The organism is Chitinophagales bacterium (assembly GCA_019638515.1).
In the GTDB taxonomy this organism is placed as follows: domain Bacteria; phylum Bacteroidota; class Bacteroidia; order Chitinophagales; family LD1; genus UBA7692.
In genome coordinates this window covers 698625-719889 of sequence record JAHBTS010000002.1, presented here as the reverse complement: position 1 = coordinate 719889, position 21265 = coordinate 698625, and the positions used below count along the sequence as shown (strand labels likewise).

17 protein-coding genes are annotated in these 21265 nt (G+C 43.0%); 4 read left to right on the top strand and 13 right to left on the bottom strand.

Annotated elements, in window-relative coordinates; translation table 11 throughout:
- Nucleotides 1-24: 24 nt before the first annotated feature.
- The gene (locus tag KF872_06475; protein MBX2903188.1) at nucleotides 25-459 is read right to left on the bottom strand and encodes a PepSY-like domain-containing protein; all 435 of its coding nucleotides are present in this window, start codon (nucleotides 457-459) and stop codon (nucleotides 25-27) included.
- A 147-nt stretch (nucleotides 460-606) separates the two neighbouring features.
- On the opposite strand from KF872_06475, the gene KF872_06470 reads away from it, so the two are divergent.
- Complete coding sequence (locus KF872_06470; protein MBX2903187.1) at nucleotides 607-756, top strand: hypothetical protein; 150 nt, start codon at nucleotides 607-609, stop codon at nucleotides 754-756.
- A 21-nt stretch (nucleotides 757-777) separates the two neighbouring features.
- On the opposite strand, the gene KF872_06465 is transcribed toward KF872_06470, so the two are convergent.
- The 4 genes from KF872_06465 to infC form a co-directional block, all read right to left on the bottom strand.
- Nucleotides 778-1713 (bottom strand): hydroxyacid dehydrogenase, encoded by a 936-nt coding sequence (locus KF872_06465; GenBank protein ID MBX2903186.1) that lies wholly within the window; start codon nucleotides 1711-1713, stop codon nucleotides 778-780.
- A 14-nt stretch (nucleotides 1714-1727) separates the two neighbouring features.
- The gene (locus KF872_06460; GenBank protein MBX2903185.1) at nucleotides 1728-5438 is read right to left on the bottom strand and encodes a hypothetical protein; all 3711 of its coding nucleotides are present in this window, start codon (nucleotides 5436-5438) and stop codon (nucleotides 1728-1730) included.
- Between the two features lie 167 nt (nucleotides 5439-5605).
- Nucleotides 5606-5752, bottom strand: coding sequence for a hypothetical protein (locus tag KF872_06455; GenBank protein ID MBX2903184.1), 147 nt, complete (start codon nucleotides 5750-5752; stop codon nucleotides 5606-5608).
- 176 nt (nucleotides 5753-5928) lie between these two features.
- A complete protein-coding gene (infC, locus tag KF872_06450) occupies nucleotides 5929-6486 on the bottom strand; it encodes a translation initiation factor IF-3 (protein MBX2903183.1) in 558 nt (185 codons plus the stop codon).
- Between the two features lie 101 nt (nucleotides 6487-6587).
- Between infC and KF872_06445 the strand changes: the two genes are divergently transcribed.
- Genes KF872_06445 through KF872_06435 form a run of 3 tightly spaced genes read left to right on the top strand, consistent with a single transcriptional unit; the run spans nucleotide 6588 to nucleotide 9057 of the window.
- The gene (locus KF872_06445) at nucleotides 6588-7361 is read left to right on the top strand and encodes an SDR family NAD(P)-dependent oxidoreductase (GenBank protein ID MBX2903182.1); all 774 of its coding nucleotides are present in this window, start codon (nucleotides 6588-6590) and stop codon (nucleotides 7359-7361) included.
- Nucleotides 7361-7645: an antibiotic biosynthesis monooxygenase gene (locus KF872_06440; protein MBX2903181.1), complete on the top strand. Its 285-nt coding sequence runs from the start codon at nucleotides 7361-7363 to the stop codon at nucleotides 7643-7645. Before KF872_06445 ends, KF872_06440 begins: the two co-directional genes overlap by 1 nt.
- A 53-nt stretch (nucleotides 7646-7698) precedes the next feature.
- Entirely contained in the window at nucleotides 7699-9057 is a 1359-nt protein-coding gene (locus KF872_06435) for a VWA domain-containing protein (GenBank protein MBX2903180.1), read from the top strand.
- A gap of 10 nt (nucleotides 9058-9067) precedes the next feature.
- On the opposite strand, the gene rnr is transcribed toward KF872_06435, so the two are convergent.
- From rnr to KF872_06395, 8 genes are all read right to left on the bottom strand, one after another.
- Nucleotides 9068-11248 carry a ribonuclease R gene (gene rnr / locus KF872_06430; GenBank protein MBX2903179.1) on the bottom strand — a complete coding sequence of 727 codons (2181 nt, stop codon included), beginning with the start codon at nucleotides 11246-11248 and terminating at the stop codon, nucleotides 9068-9070.
- Between the two features lie 77 nt (nucleotides 11249-11325).
- The gene (miaA, locus tag KF872_06425) at nucleotides 11326-12234 is read right to left on the bottom strand and encodes a tRNA (adenosine(37)-N6)-dimethylallyltransferase MiaA (protein MBX2903178.1); all 909 of its coding nucleotides are present in this window, start codon (nucleotides 12232-12234) and stop codon (nucleotides 11326-11328) included.
- Nucleotides 12231-14627: a M1 family metallopeptidase gene (locus KF872_06420; protein MBX2903177.1), complete on the bottom strand. Its 2397-nt coding sequence runs from the start codon at nucleotides 14625-14627 to the stop codon at nucleotides 12231-12233. Before KF872_06420 ends, miaA begins: the two co-directional genes overlap by 4 nt.
- Nucleotides 14628-14755: 128 nt before the next feature.
- Entirely contained in the window at nucleotides 14756-16306 is a 1551-nt protein-coding gene (locus KF872_06415) for an acyl-CoA dehydrogenase family protein (GenBank protein ID MBX2903176.1), read from the bottom strand.
- Between the two features lie 88 nt (nucleotides 16307-16394).
- Nucleotides 16395-16865: a MarR family transcriptional regulator gene (locus KF872_06410; protein MBX2903175.1), complete on the bottom strand. Its 471-nt coding sequence runs from the start codon at nucleotides 16863-16865 to the stop codon at nucleotides 16395-16397.
- Between the two features lie 84 nt (nucleotides 16866-16949).
- The gene (locus tag KF872_06405; GenBank protein MBX2903174.1) at nucleotides 16950-17513 is read right to left on the bottom strand and encodes a YceI family protein; all 564 of its coding nucleotides are present in this window, start codon (nucleotides 17511-17513) and stop codon (nucleotides 16950-16952) included.
- Nucleotides 17514-17647: 134 nt separating this feature from the next.
- Nucleotides 17648-18607, bottom strand: a complete 960-nt coding sequence (locus KF872_06400; protein ID MBX2903173.1) for a threonylcarbamoyl-AMP synthase — start codon at nucleotides 18605-18607, stop codon at nucleotides 17648-17650.
- Nucleotides 18607-21216 carry a valine--tRNA ligase gene (locus tag KF872_06395; GenBank protein ID MBX2903172.1) on the bottom strand — a complete coding sequence of 870 codons (2610 nt, stop codon included), beginning with the start codon at nucleotides 21214-21216 and terminating at the stop codon, nucleotides 18607-18609. Before KF872_06395 ends, KF872_06400 begins: the two co-directional genes overlap by 1 nt.
- Nucleotides 21217-21265: the final 49 nt, after the last annotated feature.

Genomic DNA, 21265 nt, shown 5'->3' with positions numbered 1-21265 from the left:
GCAGCTGTGCAATTGGTGTAAATGCTAATCTGCTATGTACAGAAAGCTGTCTTGCATATCAAATACTAAGGTTACGCGATTGCTTAAATCTGCATATTGCTTACTATTTTGTATCTCCCAGCCTACTATATATTTTCCTGCATAGTTAGCTGCTACATAATTTAAAATTCCGGTGGGAATTACACTGTCGGGTAGCTTAGAAGAACCGTCAATATCAACTATATTCTTTTGCAGGTTAAATTCCAATTTTACTCCGCACGATAGGTTTATTTCATACGCATCATCGCGATTGCCTGTTTCTTTAGTTGCTTTTGTAATGACACAGCTAGGGAAATGCGTGGCAGCATACTGTTTAATTTCTGCCGGAATATCTTTTTCGTCAAGCAACTTTTCTTTATTGCAATTGGTAAGAAAACACATGGCAAAAAATATAGTAAGAAGAACTATAGGATATTTCATAAGGCATTTATTTACAAGGTGAAGTAAGTGTTTTAAAGGTAGTGTTTATTTGTAAGTAACGCACTATATAAACCATTGCCGAAACTTTTTTGTATGAGTATCGTAAGAGATAGCAAACGTCTTATCTGAACAAGAAACTGAAAAGCTATGAAAAACTTTTACATCAGCCCACTTATTGATAGCGCACCGGAGCACGAAGTAATGCCTCCGCAACGCACCTCTAAGGTAGCAACAGCACCACCATCGGCACCGCCCATGGAAGTACCCGCACCTGTTGGAATTTCGTTTATGTGCTAAGTTGGGTGCCGGAGTATTGCATTAAGCCAAGGCGCTTATTTTTTGCAGCAATACTTCTGCAATTTTTCTTTTCGATTCTATTGTCCATCCGGCAATATGTGGAGTGAAGAGCACTTTTTGTGTTTGTGCCAATTGCTGGAGAAGTTCATTTTCTAAAGGCGTGTAGCTTTCCAATTTTTCATTTTCTAACACATCTAAAGCAGCACCATGTATTTTACCCTGCTGTATAGCATGTAGCAGCGCCACAGTATCTGTGCAACTTCCGCGTGCAGTATTTAAAAACCAAATTTTTTGTTTGAAAGCAGCAAAGAATGTTTCGTTGGCAAAATGTTTGGTTTCCGGAGAAAGCGGCAAGTGTAGGCTTACAATTTCAGCCTTTTCAAAAATTTCTTGAAGTGTAGTTTGGCGCACTTCGTTGGTGGTGCAATTGGTGTGGTATTTATCGTAAGCAAGTATAGTTGGGCAAAAGCCTTTTAGCACATTTGCAAAGGCGCTCCCTGTGTGCCCAAAACCAATGATGCCAACAGTTTTACCAAACAACTCTACACCTCTGTTGCGCTCGCGTATCCATTTTTTTTGCACTACCTGTGCATGTGCGCTATGAATATTGTTTAAGAGCGATAGCAGCATGCCAAGTGCGTGTTCAGCCACTGCTTGTCGGTTTCCTTCGGGCGAAGTAATGGGTGTAATGCCGTGTTGGTGGCAGTATTCAAAATCAATAACTTCTTTGCCCGATCCGCAGCGGGCTACAAATTTCAGTTGTGAGGCTTGGGCTAGCAATGTTTTATTTGCCTGTACTTTGCTATTGATAATAAGCCCTGTAAACTCACCAATAATCGGGAGTACTTCTGCAGCTGCAATTTCGGGTAAATGAACTACCTCAAATCCTAGCTGGCATAAGCCCTCGGGCAGGCATTCATGTACAGGTTCGGTAATGAGTACTTTACCCTTATTCATATTGCAAGCGTAAACTAGTATGGATGATTGCTGTTTATTTGCTGCTTTTTGTTTTCGCGTTCAAAATCTTCCAATTCTTTTTTGCGCTCGGCATCGGCTTTGCGCTTAATTTCCATATTGATGCGGCTTTCTTCTTCCTGAATTTTACGGTTGTGTTCTTCTTCCTGTTTTATTCTAATGCTATTCGCGTTCTTGTTTTCGTTTAGCATGTTGGTAACAGGGAAACGCAAATCTTGGAATTTGCCTGTATGGTTGCCGTATTGTTCATCGGCACGGTTAGCAGAAACAAACCAAGAGAATTTAGCATTAGAAGTACCGTTTTTCAATTCAGTAACATCAAATCCGGTAGCAGTTTCGTTGGTAACGAATACACCATTGCAATCGCCTTTCAATGTTACAAAAACACGCATCGGATGTTTTTCATTCACACAAATATTTTTGCTGAAAATAGGGTCGAGCGTAATGTGAGCTTTGCCGTTTATCAATTGCCCTTCTCCAAAATCTTGGAATAGCACTTCAGGTGATTCCGGAGCAAACATTACCCTGCCTTTATTTTCTTGATCGCGCACTACGGTAGAAACAGTACCAATACCTATAATTTTATATGGTGTTGAACTCTCATACGCACCTACTTTTACCAATGAAAGTGCAGTGGAAAGGCTATTGTCGTACACGCCAAACGAACCGCCTGCATGATTGGTAGTGGCATTATTGTCTTCCACGGCAAAGCCTTCTACGCCAATACCAATACCGGCAGCAATAATACCGCGCGAGCCAACATAGTTGTTGGTAGTGTTGGTGATATTATATCCATTGCCTCTTACCCAAATTCCTGCAGTGGCAGAGGTGGTAGAAACTAGCAATCCGTTTTGTGTAGCAGAATTTATTTCTGCCTGAAACGAAGTGTTTGGCTCTACTACGCCAATACCAACTCTTCCGGCAGAAGTAATGGCAACTCTGCGAGAGCCACCGGTATAGAAATCTAAACCATTTTGGTTTTGCAATGCCGTTTGTCTATTTGAAGCAATGGCAGTATTGGCATTGCCAAACATTACACCACCTCCCAGTGCCAAGTTGCCCATATTTTGCCCTGTTCTATCAACAAAAACATACCCATCTACCATAAGAGCCTGCGTTGGGGCTGCTGAACTGCCACTAAGCGTACCTCCTATAGACATATTTCCATTTGCCGCAATAATGGCTCTAACAGTTGGATTGGTAGCGCCTGAATTGGTAGTAGAAAATACCAATCTACCACCCGATCCGGTGGCAGTGGTTCCTTCTGCGTAAGCTTCAATTACTGCATTAGAAGAAAGATTGGTAGTAGGTGTGGCAGCCGTGGCACCATAGTAAGAACGCCATAAAATTCTACCCAGTGGATCTCCATTTACTACGGTTGTGGCACCACTTGGCAGAAAAGTACCTCTGGTTCTAAAGAAAATAAACTTAGAGTAATCCGATGCCGTGCTAGACGACATGCGGAGCAATACCGCATCGGAATTATCGGCAGCAGACTTCGGAATCATGTTAATTTGAACTTTGGTGCCGGTCCATCCGGAGTTTATATTGTTGTCGTACACCAAGGTGTTACCAATGATTACATCGCTATTGGCGGCAACTCGTATTGCTTCGCGGGCACTTGTTCTAATTGAAAATGGTGTGCTATCGGTGGTGCCCACATAATTGGTTAGTGGATTGGTTAAAGTGTTACCTGTCAGTTTCCAAAACTGTCCGGTTGTACTATCAATCACCCATTTTGTGCCATCATACTTTATTACCCCATTAGTAACTTTAGGTCCAACAATAGTATCACCTAAGATTCCATCTACTGTTGGGTTAGGATAAGTGCCGCTTAAATCGCCACCTGCATTACCGCTCATAGAGCCTGTAGGTCCTGTTATACCCGTAGCGCCCGTAACACCATTAGTTCCTGCTGCGCCAGTAGCCCCCGTTGCACCTGTAATGCCATTGGTGCCGTTAGTACCTGCTGCTCCTGTAGCTCCGGTTGCACCAGTTACACCGTTTGTTCCATTGGTTCCATTTGTGCCAGCTGCCCCAGTTGCACCTGTAGCTCCAGTTACACCGTTTGTTCCTGCTGCTCCTGTAGCTCCCGTTGCACCAGTAACGCCATTGGTACCGTTAGTACCTGCTGCTCCTGTAGCTCCTGTAGCACCGTTTGTTCCATTGGTTCCATTTGTGCCAGCCGCCCCAGTTGCACCTGTAGCTCCAGTTACACCGTTGGTTCCTGCTGCACCAGTAGCACCCGTTGCACCTGTAACGCCATTAGTACCGTTGGTGCCTGCTGCGCCAGTGTCGCCTGTAGCTCCGGTTGCACCGTTTGTTCCATTGGTTCCATTTGTGCCAGCTGCCCCAGTTGCACCCGTAGCTCCAGTTACACCGTTGGTTCCTGCTGTACCAGTAGCACCCGTATCACCAGTAACGCCATTAGTACCGTTGGTACCTGCTGCTCCTGTAGCTCCTGTAGCTCCGGTTGCACCGTTTGTTCCATTTGTGCCGTTAGTTCCTGCAGCTCCGGTATCGCCCGTGGCACCCGTTGCTCCAGTATCACCAGTAACGCCATTAGTACCGTTGGTGCCTGCAGCACCAGTGTCGCCTGTAGCTCCGGTAACACCGTTTGTTCCATTGGTACCGTTAGTTCCTGCAGCTCCGGTATCGCCCGTGGCACCCGTTGCTCCGGTAGCACCCGTTGCTCCAGTATCACCAGTAACGCCATTAGTACCTGCTGCACCAGTATCGCCTGTGGCTCCGGTAACACCGTTTGTTCCATTGGTGCCGTTAGTTCCTGCAGCTCCAGTATCGCCTGTAGCTCCGGTAGCACCGTTTGTTCCATTGGTGCCGTTAGTTCCTGCAGCTCCGGTATCGCCCGTGGCACCTGTTGCTCCCGTAGCGCCAGTATCACCAGTAACGCCATTAGTACCGTTGGTGCCTGCTGCGCCAGTATCGCCTGTAGCTCCGGTAGCACCGTTTGTTCCATTGGTGCCGTTAGTTCCTGCAGCTCCGGTATCGCCCGTGGCACCTGTTGCTCCCGTAGCACCAGTATCACCAGTAACGCCATTAGTACCGTTGGTGCCTGCTGCACCAGTGTCGCCTGTAGCTCCGGTAACACCGTTTGTTCCATTGGTACCGTTAGTTCCTGCAGCTCCGGTATCGCCTGTGGCACCCGTAGCTCCTGTTGCTCCCGTAGCACCAGTATCACCAGTAACGCCATTAGTACCATTAGTGCCTGCAGCACCAGTGTCGCCTGTAGCTCCGGTAACACCGTTTGTTCCATTGGTGCCGTTTGTTCCTGCAGCTCCGGTATCGCCTGTGGCACCTGTTGCTCCGGTAGCACCCGTATCACCAGTAACGCCATTAGTACCATTAGTGCCTGCAGCTCCGGTATCGCCCGTGGCACCTGTTGCTCCGGTAGCACCCGTAGCGCCAGTACCACCAGATGGTTGGCAAAGCGAAATCCACTGAACAGTTACCGAATTATAGAAAAACACGCATTGCACATCAGTATCGTAAATTAGCAAACCGTTAGCCGGATTTGCAATGGCTGTGCGCTGTGCAGTAGTTAGCCGCGGTAGCAAAAAGCCTTTATCGGCAGCCGACAAATCTAAAATGGCAGATGGAGCCGGATTGGGCGTGCCTATACCGATATTATTTTGAGCAAAAGTGTGTAAGCCTGCAACTACGCATAAGGTGAGCAATAATTTCTTCATGTAGGTATATATTCTTTATAGACTGATTTTATTTTACTAAATGAAATACTCCCAACAACTTATACCTCAAGGTGGTACCAAAATTGATGAAGCCTTAAATTTAGACACTTTAAAATAAAGAACAGTTGTTTTACAAACAAAAGAATAAACTGAATATTTTCAAACAGTTATGCACATACAGGTGAAAACATAGCGTGGCAAAGGTTTTCTCCGAGCTTTTTGTAATTCATGATCTCTGATTCCTTGAAAAATCGAGCTACCTCTATTTCTCCATTTTCAAGAGAATCTGAAGCATGCACTACATTTGACTGCATACTCGTGTACAAGCAGTTTTTTATCTCCAAAAGGAGTTGTGTTGAATAGATACAAGATGGAATGGCACTGAATACCAAGCAAGGCTGAATATGCGTATATGAAAATGGCGTAGCACTTAGAATGCAGTAGCAGCTACAAAACTGTAAGCAAACAATTGCATTACAAGGTAGTTACTTTACGATTTCTTTTTCTTTGGAGCGAGCGTCATCATCATGCGCTTGCCTTCTAAGGCGGGCATTTGCTCTACGGTGGCTACTTCTTCTAGCCGTTTTGCAAATTGGAGGAGTAGTAATTCGCCTCTGTCTTTAAACACAATAGCACGCCCTCTAAACATAAGCACGGCTTTTACTTTATTGCCTTCGAGCAAAAACTTTTCGGCATGTTTAGATTTGAATTCCACATCGTGTTCATCGGTATTGGCAGTAAAGCGAATTTCTTTTACTTGCACTTTTACTGCTTTTGATTTCAACTCTTTTTCTTTCTTCTTTTTTTCGTAAAGAAACTTGTTGTAATCAATAATTCTGCAAACAGGCGGTACGGCATTGGGTGAAATTTCAACCAAGTCTAATCCCATTTCTAAGGCTTTGGCAATTGCCTCGCGAGTTTGGTAAATTTTCGGTTCAATATTATCACCGACAATTCTTATTTCGGGCGCAGTAATTTTTTCGTTAATTCTGTGTTCCGCTTCTTTTTTGATGGGTCCTTTAAACCGTGGACGTATAGGTAAACTCAAACGCTAAATATTGTTTTGTGAAATAATTTTGTGCAAATGAACAAAGCCTAACTTGAAATTCAAAAAAAGAATTGAAGTTTTGCGCACTTAATGTGGAAAACATGAAACAATTTAACCATAAATGGGTTTTGATAACCGGAGCCACCTCCGGATTTGGCAAGGCAACAGCCGAAATTTTTGCAGCACACGGTGCAAATTTAATTTTAACGGGCAGGCGTGCCGATCGCCTAGAGGTGAGCCGCGAACTACTGCAAGAAAAATTTGGGGTGGAGGTGCTGAGTTATTGTTTCGATATTACGGAGAGAAGCCAGGTAATTGTAATGGCCAACGATTTGCAAACGCGCGAAATTGTACCCGATATATTGGTGAACAATGCGGGGCTGGCTTCGGGTAAAGAGAAAATTTACGAAGGACTTTTTAGTGATTGGGAACAAATGATAGATACCAATTTGAAGGGGCTGCTATATGTAACAAGAATATTTTTACCCATGATGGTAGAGCGCAACACGGGGCATATTGTAAATATCGGCAGCACAGCAGGGCATACCGTTTACCCGGAAGGAAACGTATATAATGCCACCAAATTTGCCGTGCGGGCATTAAGCGAGGCCATCAACATAGATTTGGTGGGTACGAACATACGTTGTTGCTCCATAGACCCGGGTGCTGCCGAAACAGAATTTTCGCTAGTGCGCTTTCATGGCGATGTGCAAAAAGCCAAAAAGGTTTACGAAGGCTACCAGCCACTTACAGCAGACGATATTGCCAATGCTGTGCTATATGTGTGTGCCGCACCACCGCACGTAAATATTACCAATATGGTAATATACCCAACTGCTCAGCGTAATGCGTATGTTTGGCACAAAGAAAAATAATGATAACACGCGTAGTTAAAATGACATTTGAGGCAAGCCACTGTGCCAATTTTGAACGAGTATTTGAAGAGCGGAAGGCACAAATTGCAGCATTTGAAGGTTGCCAAGGTGTGGCATTAAAAAGAAGTGCCGACAATGCTCCCATATATTTTACGTTGAGTACTTGGGAGAGCGAAGAGGCGCTGAACACATACCGCCAATCGCCACTTTTTGAAGCAACGTGGAGTACCGTAAAGCAATGGTTTGCTGCTAAGCCGGAAGCGTGGTCTCTAAAAGCGGTATAAACACACTGCTTGCATTGAAATAAGACTGAATTGCTATTTTCAACATTTGTGGTATGGTAAAATGGTTGATGCTTGTGGTTTTTCCCATGTGGATGGTGGCTCAAAGCCCCAAAATACGGATTCTTTTTTTGCTGGATGCTTCGTACAGTATGAATAAGAACTGGACAGGCGGCACCCGCTGGCAAGCAGCCATGCAAACCATGATAGAAATTACCGATAGCTTAGCTTCGCTGCCCAATGTGGAATTTGCGGTACGTGTGTATGGACATCAATTTTCGCTGCGCGACAACAACTGCAAAGATTCGCGTTTAGAGATGGCTTTTGGCAATGTAAACTCAAATTCTATACGGAGGAAGCTGGCAAGCATAGTTCCCAATGGTGTAACGCCTTTGGCATATTCATTAGAAAAATGTGCCAATGATTTTGCTGCTACCGGAGAGGTGAGCCGCAATTTTTTGATAATTATTACCGATGGCGAAGAAAGCTGTGGTGGCGACCCATGTGCCGTTACGCAAAAATTGCAGCAGAACAATATTCTGCTAAAGCCGATAGTGCTGGGTATTCAGTTGCCGGATGTGCTGCAACAGCAGTTTAGCTGCATAGGCGAACTTACCAATACAGCAAGCGGAGCAGAACTGAACCAAGCATTAAAAAAGGCAGTGGGTGAAACTATTTCCAAAACTACTTTCCAACTCAATATTTTGGATGCAGCAGGCAAGCCCACCGAAACCGATGTGGCATTTACGCTTACCGACTCTAAAACAGGTGTAGATAAATATCATTTTCACCATACTTTAAATGCACGCGGTTTGCCCGACACCATTACCATTTCGCCACTTTTTACTTACGATATACAAGTGCATAGCACACCGCCCGTTTTTGTGAAAGGCATAAGTATGAAGCGCAACGAACACAACATAGTTTCGGTAGATGCGCCACAAGGTGTATTGGAAGTGCAGTTTGCAGGCAGTGTGCCTAAGCATAGTTCGGTAGAAAAAATAAAGTGCTTGGTGCAATTGCCGAGCAACAGCACTACTTATTTTTGGCTGCAACCGGGCAGTAAGCGCAAGGTAATAACCGGAAACTATGTGGTGGAAGTGCTTACCAATCCTGCCATTGCGGCTGCACGGCTTAAGGTAGATGAACGCAAAACAACCACGGTGGTTATTCCTGCTCCGGGCTTGGTAACTTTTAGCCGTACTTATGAGTTATATGGTGCTGTGTTTTTAAAAAGTAAGGAAGGTTTGCAAAAGGTGTATGATTTTAATGAAATGCAGAAGCAAGAGGTAATTGCGCTGCAACCGGGAAAGTATGTGGCTATTTACCGCTCTAAGTTTGCCCAAACAATGCATACCACCGTTGAAAAAGAATTTGAAGTAGTGGGTGGCAGTTCGGTTTTAATACGGCAGTAAGTACCGCAGTTTAAATCTTTTCCAGTTCAATTTTTCGCGTAGCCAGGTTGGCATCTACCACCCGCACGCGGATGGGTTCGCCCATATTGTAGCGAATGCCTGTTTTATTGCCGCGCAGGCAAAGTTGTTTTTCATCGAAAGTAAAATCTTCGTTGCCGAGGCGCTCGGTGGTAACCATTCCTTCGCATAGTAAGGCGCTCATTTCTACAAAAATGCCGCGGGCAATTACTCCGGTAATAATGCCTTCGTATTCATTGCCAATTTTATCGCTCAAATATTCCACTTGCTTATAGCGAATGGCTTCGCGCTCGGCATCCATAGCTTTGCGCTCCATGAGGGAACTTATTTTGCATTTTTCTTCCAGTTCGCTTTTGTCTATTGCTACTTTGCCGTTTTTGAGCAATTCTAAAGTAAGGCGGTGCGCCAACAAATCGGGATAGCGCCTAATGGGCGAAGTAAAGTGGGTGTAGTGTTCTATTGCCAAACCGTAATGCCCAATATTTTTGGTGGTGTAGGAGGCTTTAGCCATGCTGCGGATGGCCATTTGCTCTAAAAGACCTTGCTCGGGATTGCCGTTTACATTTTGCAGGAGTTGGTTTAGGGTGGCTGCCACTTGCTTGGGGCTTTCTAAATCGAAGGTTAGGCGGTAGCCAAAGCGGGAAGCAATGGTTGCAAACTGCTCTAATTTTCCGGCATCGGGTGCATCGTGAATGCGGTACACAAAGGGACTTCGTTTTTTGTTTACATCTAATTTGCTGCCGAAGCGTGCAATGGTTTCGTTGGAAAGCAACATTAAATCTTCAATAAGCAGGTGTGCGTCTTTGCGTTGTTTTACGTATAGTTCAACGGGTTTACCGGATGAATCTAGCCTAAAGCGCACTTCGTCTTTTTCAAAAGAAATGGCTCCGGCATTGAATCTTTTTTTGCGGATAGATTTGGTAATGCGGTGAATAATTTTGAGTTCTTCGGCAAATGTGCCATTACCTGTTTCCAATACTTCTTGTGCTTGCTCGTAGGTGAATCTATGGTTAGAATGAATAACTGTTTTGGCAATGGTAATATTTTTGATTTCGTTTTGGGCGTTGAATTCAAAAATGGTGGAGAATGCGAGTTTATCTTCGTTTGGGCGCAGGGAGCAAATGATATTTGAAATTTCTTCGGGCAGCATGGGGCAAACTCTATCGGGCAAATACACCGATGTGCCGCGTAGAGAGGCTTCTTTATCTAATGCGCTGTTTTCGGTTACATAATGTGCCACATCGGCAATGTGTACACCAATTTCTACGTTGCCGTTGGGCAGGTTTTTAAAGGAAATGGCATCGTCAAAATCTTTTGCATCTGCGGGATCTATGGTAAAGGTGGTAACGCTGCGGTAATCAATTCTATCTGCAGCATCTTTTTCTAATACGGTTTGCGGAAGTTTGCGCGCCTCTGCAAGTACTGCAGGGGGAAATGCCAGGTGAAATCCGTTTTGCACCAATATCATTTTCATTTCGGTATCGCTTTTGCCGAAGGTTGCTATGTGCTCTACAATTTCGCCCGTGGGGTGCTTGCCGGGTGTGCCCCAGTTGGTAATGCGGGTAATTACTTTAGTATCGTTTTCGTAAGTGGTAGCTTGCTCTAATGGAATGTGGATGAGGAAGGTAACGCGCTGGCCTTCGGGTTGCACAAATGCGTGTGTGCGGTGAATGTGTAAGGTGCCAATAAAACTTTCTTGACTGCGCTTGGTAATGGCAATAATTCTGCCTTCGGGTTTCTTTTTGTAGTGGCCAATTATTTCAACTAAAACTTCATCGCCATGCAATGCTCCTTTGGTGAATTTTGCAGGTACGTAAATATCTTTTTCGGAATCTTCGATAATAATATAGGCGGCTCCTGTTTTGGTTAAATCTACAGTGCCTTTCAGGTGTTTAGCGTGTGGGTGTGTGCTTGTGGTGTTGGTAGTGGGAGCTGTGGTGCTTTCTTTAGGCAGTAGTTTTATTTTCCCTCTTTGATGCACTTCTATTTTGCTTTTTGCTTCTAATTTTTTTAGTGCTTCAATAATGGTTTCTTGGGTAAAATCGTCTTCTAGCAGTGGAAACAATTTTTGCAATGTGGCTTGGCTTTCTAAGGCTTTTACTACAATTAAAATAGATTGTTCTGCATCGGCAACACTGCCGCCTTTCTTTTTAGACTTTTTCTTTTTATCCACTGTTGCCTATTAAATTTAGTTTCGATAATAGTTTTTTATATAAGGGCGAGCGTAAGAAGAAATCAACAGTAGCAGGTTTACGGCAACAGTGTTTGTTCTATGTAGGCAGTAATTGCTTCGGTTTCTTGGGGTTGAAACCAGTGGATGTTTTCATCTTTTTTAAACCATGTAAGTTGGCGCTTGGCGTAGTTTCTGGTATTTTGTTTTATGAGTGCAACGGCTTCGGGCAGCGTTAATTTATCGTCTATAAGATCGAAAAATTCGGAGTAGCCTACTGTGTTGAGTGCAGGTAATTTTTTGTTGATATAGAGTTCGGTGGCTTCTTCTTGCAAGCCGTTTTGGAGCATTTGATCTACGCGCTCGTTTATTCTTTGGTAAAGTATTTCGCGCGGGAGTTGCAGCCCTATTTTTATGATGTTGAAAGGGCGCTCTGCTTTTTTGCCAATACGTTGCTCGGAATACTTTTTTCCGGTGGCATAAATAATTTCTAAGGCACGTTTTAAGCGAACAGGGTTTTTGGTATCTACAATAGCAAAGTATTCGGGGTCTAAGCGTTGTACTTCGTTTTGCAGCCACTCCAGCGATTGTTCATTTAAGAATTTTCGTGTAATCCAGCGTTCATTTTCGTTGTCGGTTTCCATTTTATCGAATCCGCTGCAAACGGCATTGATAAACAATCCTGAGCCGCCCACCATAATGGCAATGTTGTTTTTTTTGAAGTAGTTTTCTAAAAATTCGAGTACTTCAAATTCAAATTTTCCTGCACTATAATGTTTGGTAAAAACCGAAAGATTATTGATGAAATGATGGGGGACGGTTTGCAATTCTATGGTGCTTGGCTTGGCGGTGCCTATATTCATTTCGCGGTAAAACTGGCGCGAATCGGCAGAAATAATTTCGGCATTCCAGCGCTGTGCCAATTGTATAGCCAATGCTGTTTTGCCTACTGCCGTAGGGCCGCAAATTACAAGGAGTGTTGGTTTCACTTTATGTTGTTTAAAATTTGCGTTGCCCAAGCGGGGTAGTTGCCTACTGCTATTTTGGCGTTGTAGAGTTCTTTAAACTTATCGCGTTTTAAAAAGTAGCGAATGGTGTTGGCTGCCGGATTGGCTAAGCGCGAATTTGGATTGGTGGCGGCATCAATAAGATTGGCAACCAATTCATCGTTGAAATAGTTTAGGTTTTCGAGTGCATTCATGGCTTTGGTGCGCGTACGAAATTCATAACTGTTTGAAGTGAGCGTTACCAATTTTCTGGCATAGGTTTCAGGCTCATCGGCTGCTTTTATGGAGAGCCATGTAATTTCTACATTTCTGTTGATGCCGTCTATGTTTTTGGTGGCATCTAAGAATTTTGCTTTTTGGTTGGGAAATAGTTTACACAATTTTTGTAGTGTGGTTTCTATGGTAATGTAGCTGGAGTCGCGCAGGAGTTGCTCGTAGTGGTTTAGTTGCGCTTCGGGAATGGAATCTATATACTCTATGGCTGCTCTGCGCACGTATAGGTTGTGGTGGTTAATGGCTTTTTGGAAGAGTGCAAGTTCTGCGTCTGTTTTGGGTTTGCGCAGTTGGTATATTATTTCTTGCTGAATAGGGTAGTAGTTGTTTTTATCGAAGAGTGCAATTAAAAAATCGCTTTTAAGTTCGGGAGCTGTTTTGCGTAATGCCACGAGGGCATCGTAGCGGTCTATAAAGTGTTTGGCTTGCAGTGCTTGAGTTTGTAGTTGGTATGTTGGTTTATTGAAAATTACTTTTTTAAGGATGTGGTCGCCTTCATCAAAAAGTGTGTAAGCAATCTTTTTTCCTAATGGAATTTTTATGGTGAAGGTATCGTTGCCGGAGAGCATTTTGTTTTGTGCTGCGAAGGTGCCATCGGTAAAGTACACTTTTACTTCGGCAGGCATGGTAAAGAGCTTGCCCGATTCGTTTTTTTGTTGTGTTTGAGCTACGGTGAGTTGGTAATAATCGAGTTTGCTTGTATCTGTTGAAATTTCAAATATTGGGTAGCCGCTGTGCAAAATCCATTCATCGAAAAACCAATCTACATTGATGCCGCAGCATTCCATAAAGGCACGCCAAAAATCGTGCGTATCTACGTTTCCGAATTGGTGTTTTTGCACATAATTTTTTACTGCTTTTCTATATACAGAATCGCCTACCGTATGGCGCAACATGCTTAGTACTGCGCTGCCTTTGGGATAATGCCTTGCGCTGCCGGCATTGGAATGTGCCACGGGAAAATGGTCGCGGTTATCGGCATTGATGGCTTGTTCGTATTCGTTGCGTTTGTTCCATTCGTAGTTGGGTTCGCCAAAGGTTTTGCGCATAAAAAGTTTGGCATAGTAGGTGGCAAAACTTTCGTGTAGCCAATGGTGTGTGGCACTCCATTCTGTTATTAAATTTCCAAACCATTGGTGGGTAAGTTCGTGGGCATTGGTGGCAATGTAATTTCTTTCGAGTGCCTGCCTTTTGTTTTGTAAATAGAAATCGGTGAAGATGGTGGCAGTAGTGTTTTCCATAGCTCCATACATAAAGTCTTGCACAGGTATGTTTGCATATACTTCCCACGGGTAAGGTATGCCAATTTCTTCGGGCAGCCACTCCATCATTTCTTTACTGTATTGGTAGGTTGGTTCAAATGTTTCGGGCTGGTTGGCATAGTAGTATTGGCGCGATACTATGCCGTTTTTTGCTTGAATATCTTTATAGGCAAACTTATCTATTGCAAGCATGAGCAAATAGGGCACATGTGGTTTGTTCATGGCGTAATGCCATATATATTCACCTTGGTTGTTTTTCTTTTTTGAAAGGAGTTTGCCGTTTGAAATTACGGTGTAAGCAGAATCGAAGGTAATAACGGTTTCGGTAATAAGGCGATCGTTTACAGCATCGTAGCAGGGAAACCAGTGGCGGTTGTCTATTCCTTGCCCTTGGGTCCAAATTTGCTTGCGCGATAGATTTTGTGGGTCGTTCCATCCAATAAAGTATAAGCCTTTTCGAGGTTGTGCAGTATATACAATTTCGAGTTGGTAGTTTTTTTTCCAGTAGAGTTTTTCGGTAAAATAAATGCTAACACCTTGTTCGTTGGTTTGCCATTTTTGAAGTTTACCATTGAGTTTTACGGTGTCTATTTTTATGCCGGGTGCATCTAAATACAACGTATCAATTACAGGTTGTATTGGTTGAAAATTGTAGCTTGCTTTTCCTGCTACGGTGCCTTTTTTAGGTGCAAAAGCCACTTCTAATTTCAGTTTTATGAAATCTACGTTGTGCTCGCGGTAGCGGCCTGCCTCATCGGGTATATGGCAGTTTAGAGAATCGCAGGCAATGGCCGAGAGGCTGTAAGCAAAGAATGGTAATAGAAAAGCTAAGATGCGCATGTGGCGAATGTACGCTTTTCGGTAGTTTTTTGCTGCTATTTAGCGCTTTTTAATGCTTGAGGTAGCAATAAAAAAAGCCTTGCGAAATATAATTATTTCGCAAGGCTTACCAGTAAAATAAATAGTACTTATCCTTTAAAAAGTGATTGCAGTTTCATGGCAATGCCCATATCGCCTTTTACCTTAATTTTTCCGCCCATGAAAGCGCTCATTGGGTTGAGTGTTCCTGCCATCATTGCTTGTAGGTCTTCTGTAGATACGCCAATGGTACAGTCTGCTTCTTTATCTTCGGTAGAAACTACGTTTTTTTCGCCTGTGCCGTCAATAAATACTTTGTTATCACCGAAATCGAATTTCAAAGTTTTTCCTAAGGTTGGTGCTGCTGCTGCACCTGCTTGTAATGTTGCAAATAATGATTCAAATGCCATTGTGTTGCTATTTTTATTATTGGTTAATGAAATACTTTCTGTTGGTGGGGCGGTGTTGTGTTGCTGTTGGTTGTAGTTGATGGTTAAGCCTGTTTTTTTATATTGCTTATCGTCTATAATCATCTTAGCAATAATTTCGCGCATAATTTCAGTGGAACCTCCTCCAATAGTTAATATGCGGCTATCGCGAAACATTCTTGCCATTTTGTACTCTTCCATATAGCCGTAACCGCCAAAGTTTTGTAGGCACTGGTAGGCTACTTTATCGCTTAGTTCTGTTGCCATAAGTTTGGCAATGGAGCTTTCTTTTACGGCATATTCGCCATCGTTGTGCAGGCGGCAGCAGTGATATACGTAGTATTTTATGGTTTCGGTTTCGGCTGCCAATTGTGCCATGCGGTGGCGCAGTACTTGAAATTTGTTTATTGGCCTGCCAAAGGCATGGCGTTCGCTCATGTATTGGAGGGTGTATTCTATGGCCGCTTCGCAGGCTGCAATGGCAGAAATGGCACCGCAAAGGCGCTCTAATTGTAAGCCGCCCATTAGATATACAAAGCCTTGCCCTTCTTCGCCAACAAGGTTTTCTACCGGCACTTTTACGTTGTCGAAAAAGAGTTCTGCCGTATCGGAGGAATGCCACCCCAATTTCTTTAATTTTTTGGCACTTACTCCGGGTGCATTTCTATCTATTACCAATAGCGAAACTCCTTCGAAACCTTTGGCGGGGTCTGTTTTTACAACAGTTACAATATAGTCGCCATAAACGGCATTGGTAATAAATGTTTTTTGCCCGTTTACAATGTAGTAATCGCCTTGGCGAATGGCTTTGGTTTGTATGTTTTGAACATCGCTGCCTGCTCCGGGTTCGGTAATACCTATGGAACTTACCAATTCGCCTCTTATGGTGGGTGCTAAATATTGTTGTTTTAAAAATTCGCTGCCGTGTTTATAGATGTAAGTGGTGCTCATGTATTGAATAACACTGGGTGTAACGGCAAAACCTCCACTCCACATCTTAGAAATTTCTTCACAAAAAACTACTGAGTACCAAAAATCAACGGCAGATCCGCCATATTGTTCGGAATAGTTGAGTCCCATATAACCCATGTCGCCAAACTTTTTCCAAATTTCTTTTGGGATGCGTTGGTTTTCTTCCCATTCGTCTATGTGCGGTGCTACTTCTTTTTGTAAAAACTCTTTAAGCCCTTGGCGAAAGAGTTCATGTTCTTCAGTAAAATAGTAGCTTTTCATTGCTTGTTTTTCTATTCAAAACAAACGTACATGAATTTTCGGAAAATGGAAACGAAGATGTGTTGCCTTTACTTGTAAGGAAAGGCTTTTAACTGTTTTCCGAGAGGTGGTTTATGAGTTTATCTAGCAGGGTGTTTAGTTGCGCAATTTCTGTTTTAGAGAAAACGGTGAGGGCTTTGCCTTCCATTCCTTGTGCGGCATCAATGGCTTCAAGTACTGCCAGTCCTTTTTGTGTAATTACAATATCTACTGCTCTTCTATCGTGTTCGCAAGTAATGCGCTCTACGAGATTGGCTTTGCGGAGTCGCTCTACTATGCGCGAAACATCGCTATTCTTATCGAGCATTCTTTCGCGTATAAGGTTTACGGTGGCGGGTTTTGGATATTGGCCGCGCAAAATGCGCAGTATGTTGAATTGCTGTGGCGAAATATCGTAGTCCTTTAAAAAATCGTGGTGCTTAGTGTTGAGAATATTGGTAGAAAAGATTAGGCTAATTAGGGCGCGCTGGTAAGGATTTTTAAATGCCGATTGCTGTATTAACTCTTCTATTGAACTCATAATATTTGCTTGTGGGTGAAATAAAGAACGGGTGGCTTTTGTGCCGCCCGCTCTTATCAATTAAACACTAAACTAAGAAGTTGGTTATATTTTTTGAAGTTCGAGTTTTACGGTAATGGTTACATCTTTGCCCACTACTGCTCCGCCTGCTTCGGTAAGCATGTTGAATTTTAAGCCGTAATCGAAACGGTTGATTACACCTGTAACTTTAAAGCCTGCTTTATCTTTTAAAGTACCTCCGTGTACTACATCTAATTTTACGCGTTTGGTTACATCGCGAATAGTTAAATCGCCTTCTAATACATATTTATTGCCACTTACTTTTTTTAGTGAAATACCTTTAAAGGTTATCTTGGGATATTTAGCGGCATTGAAGAAATCATCGGCTTTTAAGTGTGCATCTCTTTTTTCGTTTTCGGTGTTGATGCTGTTTACATCTATGCTAAAGTTGATTACTGCATCGGTGAAATCTTCTTTTGAGGCAGTAACATCGGCTTCATACACTTTAAATGACCCTTCGGTTTCAGAAATCATCATGTGTGGTACGGAAAATTTTACGGTGCTGTGTGCTACATCTGCTTTCCATTTGTTTTGTGCAAATGCTGTAGTTCCTGCAAATAGGCTTAATGCAATCAATAAGTTTTTCATAATTGTATGGTTTGAATTTTAAATGATAATGCAAATATAAGTTTAAACATTTAATGTTGCAACATGAATTTATTCAAATTGAATTTCTTTAACAAAAGCATTGCAGCAGCGCTACTTAAATGCAGCGAAGGAAATTATAGAAAGGAAGCCCGCTGAAGGCGGTCGTTTATTGCTTTTCCCAAGCCCTCATCTGGAAAGTATTCTGCCAGCAGCACATCGAAATTGCTTTGGTCTAGCTGGCGCATGGTGGTAAACAAATTTGCAGATGCTTCTTTTAAATCTTTGTTTACCGAAAGCGGAAAAGCGGTGGCATTTGCAATTGCTGTAGTATGAAATGTAATTACGGCAATATTTTTAGGGAGGTGTTCTTTTACGAGGGCTTCAATATTGTTTGAAAGGAATAATTGTTTTTTGGGTGCGTAGTGCGAAAGCAGTTTGCCCGGTGTGCCTGGATTAGAAGATTGGTTGATGTGTAAAGTGATATTGGGGCAAACGGTTTGTAATTCTTCTACACTTACTCCACCTAAACGGTGGACAATAATTTCGTTTTCTTTTGCTTCTACAATGGTAGATTCTACTCCAATATTGCAATTGCCGCCATTGAGTATGTAAGGTAATTTTCCGTGTAGTTGTGCTGCTACATGCTGTGCTGTGGTTGGGCTAATGTAGCCAAACGGATTGGCACTGGGCGCTGCTAATGGAAATGAAAGTATATTCAGCAATTTCAATGTGAGCGGATGGTTGGGTATGCGCAGTCCAACGGTGCTTAAGCCGGAGGTTACCAAATCTGGAATTATATCTTTTTTGGGTACGAGCAAAGTAAGTGCCCCGGGCATAAATTGCTGTGCTAGCTGCAAGCCTAAATCAGATAGTTGCTCAGCATATATTGGAATTTCTGCAACGCTTTTTAAATGCACAATAAGCGGATCGAAATGTGGGCGATTTTTGGCTTCGAAAATTTTGGCTACGGCATTGGTGTTGAGTGCATTGGCTGCCAGCCCATACACAGTTTCGGTAGGTATGGCAACCAATTCTCCGGCTTCGAGCAATTGCTTTGCTTGCTGTAAGTCTTCACCAATGTGGGTTTCAAACATTAGCCTAAGCTTTCTTCCAATAATTTAATCTTAAGCAAGGCATCATCGCGTTTTTTCTTTTCGTTGTCTAGCACATTTGCGGGTGCAGAGGATGTGAAGCGTTCGTTGCTTAATTTTTTTTCTACGCTGGCAAGAAATCCTTTGGTGTATTCCAACTCTTTAAGAAGTTTTTCGCGCTCTGCGGCAGTATCGGTGGTGGTACCGGTATCTACAAAAAACTTATAGCCTTTTACTACAAAACTTTTTAGTTGCTTTAAGTCATCTGCTGTGGGCTTTAAAGTTTCGAGTTTACAGAGTTTGCTTATGCTGGGTGCAAATGCTGCAAAACTTGTTTCATCGCTGCCGTTGTAAAAGCATTTGGCGGTTGCGGCATTTTTCATACCTGCTTTGGTACGGATGTCGCGTATGTTTGAAATAATTTCGAATGCGAGTTCGGCTTGGTTTAGCAAGGTGGTGTTGGCTGTGTGTGCAGCACGCGGAAATGCTGCCACACAAAGACTTTCGCCCTCTTTTCTAGGTGTAAGGTTTTGCCATATTTCTTCTGTAATAAATGGCATAAATGGATGCAGCAATCGCATGAGGGTATCGTAAAACTCTACGGTTTTATGGTAGGTAAAAGTATCTATTGGTTTACCGAATTCTGGTTTAATGAGTTCTAAGTACCAAGAGCAGAAATCGTTCCAAAGTAGTTTGTATAGGTTAATGAGTGCTTCGCTCAGGCGAAAATCTGTGAATGAGTCTTCTAATTCGGCAATGGCAATGTTGAGTTTATTTTCAAACCAATCAATTACCACTTCGTTGGCAGTATTTTTTTCGCCTGCTACATCCCAACCTTTGATAAGGCGTAGTGCATTCCACATTTTATTGCAGAAGTTGCGGCCTTGTTCCGGTTGTTTATCATCGTAAAGCAAATCGTTTCCGGCAGCGGCAGCACTCATTACGCCAAAGCGTACACCATCGGCACCGAATTTTGCAAGTAATTCCAAGGTGTCGGGCGAATTGCCAAGGCTTTTGCTCATTTTTCTGCGTTGCTTATCGCGTACCATTCCGGTAAAGTAAACCTTCTTAAATGGTTGTTCGTTTCTAAACTCGTATCCTGCAAAAATCATGCGGGCAACCCAGAAGAAAATAATATCCCACCCGGTAACGAGTACAGAAGTAGGGTAGTAGTATTGAATTTCTTTATTGTTGGGGTTTTTAAATCCATCAAAAACCGAAATGGGCCAGAGCCAACTGCTGAACCAAGTATCTACTACATCTTCGTCTTGTTTAATATCTTGGATTTGCAATTGAGGGTCATTGGCTAGGAGTTGCTGGTAGGCTTCTTCTTTTGTTTTTGCAACGGTGAATGCACCATCAGGAGCATACCAAGCTGGTATGCGTTGCCCCCACCAAAGTTGGCGCGAAATTGGCCAATCGCGGAAGTTTTCGAGCCAATGTTTATAGAGATTTTTAAATCGCTCAGGAAAGAACTTTATGTTATCGTTCATTACATTTTCTAAAGCAGGTTTTACCATTTCTTCCATGCGCACAAACCATTGGAGCGAAAGGCGAGGCTCAACTGCTGCGCGGGTTCTTTCGCTTAGCCCAATTTTATTGGTAATGGTTTCTGTTTTTACAAGCAATCCGTCTGCCTCTAATTTTTCGGCCGCTAACTTTCGAGTAGCAAAGCGGTCTTTGCCAACGAATAATTGTGCGGCTTCGCTAATGGTGCCATCTTCGTTAAAGCAATCAATTACAGGAAGGTTGAATTTTTTTCCGATTTCGTAATCGTTGATATCATGTGCGGGAGTTATTTTTAAGATACCTGTGCCGAAAGTTATATCAACATACTCGTCTGCAATTACGGGTACTTCGCGATTTATCATTGGCACAATAACTGTTTTACCAATGTATTGTTTATAGCGTTCATCGTTAGGATTTACGCACACGGCCACATCGCCCATAATGGTTTCGGGACGCACGGTGGCCACCGGTAAAAATTCTTCGCTGTCTTTGAATTTATACTTAATGAAGTAGAGTGAAGTTTGTTGTTCTTCGTACAGAACTTCTTCGTTGCTTAGGGTTGTTTTGGCTGCGGGATCCCAGTTTACCATTTTTAAATCGCGGTAGAGGTAGCCTTTTTTGTAAAGGTGAATAAAGGAGTCTATTACTGCTTCGCTCAGCGATTCTTCCATGGTGAAGCGTGTGCGCTGCCAATCGCAACTGGCTCCCAATTTTTTTAACTGCTCTAGAATAATACCGCCATATTTATCTTTCCATGCAAAGGCATGTTTTAGAAATTCTTCGCGGGTGATGTCGCTTTTTTTTATGCCTTTTTCGCGCAGCATTTGCACTACTTTGGCTTCGGTGGCAATAGAGGCATGGTCGGTTCCGGGAACCCAGCAGGCATTTTTGCCTTCCATACGCGCTTTGCGTATAAGAATATCTTGAATGGTATTGTTGAGCATGTGCCCCATGTGCAGCACACCGGTTACGTTTGGCGGTGGAATTACAATGGTGAAAGGCTCTTTTTCGTTTGGTTCGCTATGAAAAAAATTATTGTTCAGCCAGTACTGATACCATTTATCTTCAACGGTTGCGGGATTGTATGTTTTCTCTAATTCCATGCGGGCGAAGATATAGAGATGAACTATTTAACGAAATGAAGTTTCTAAA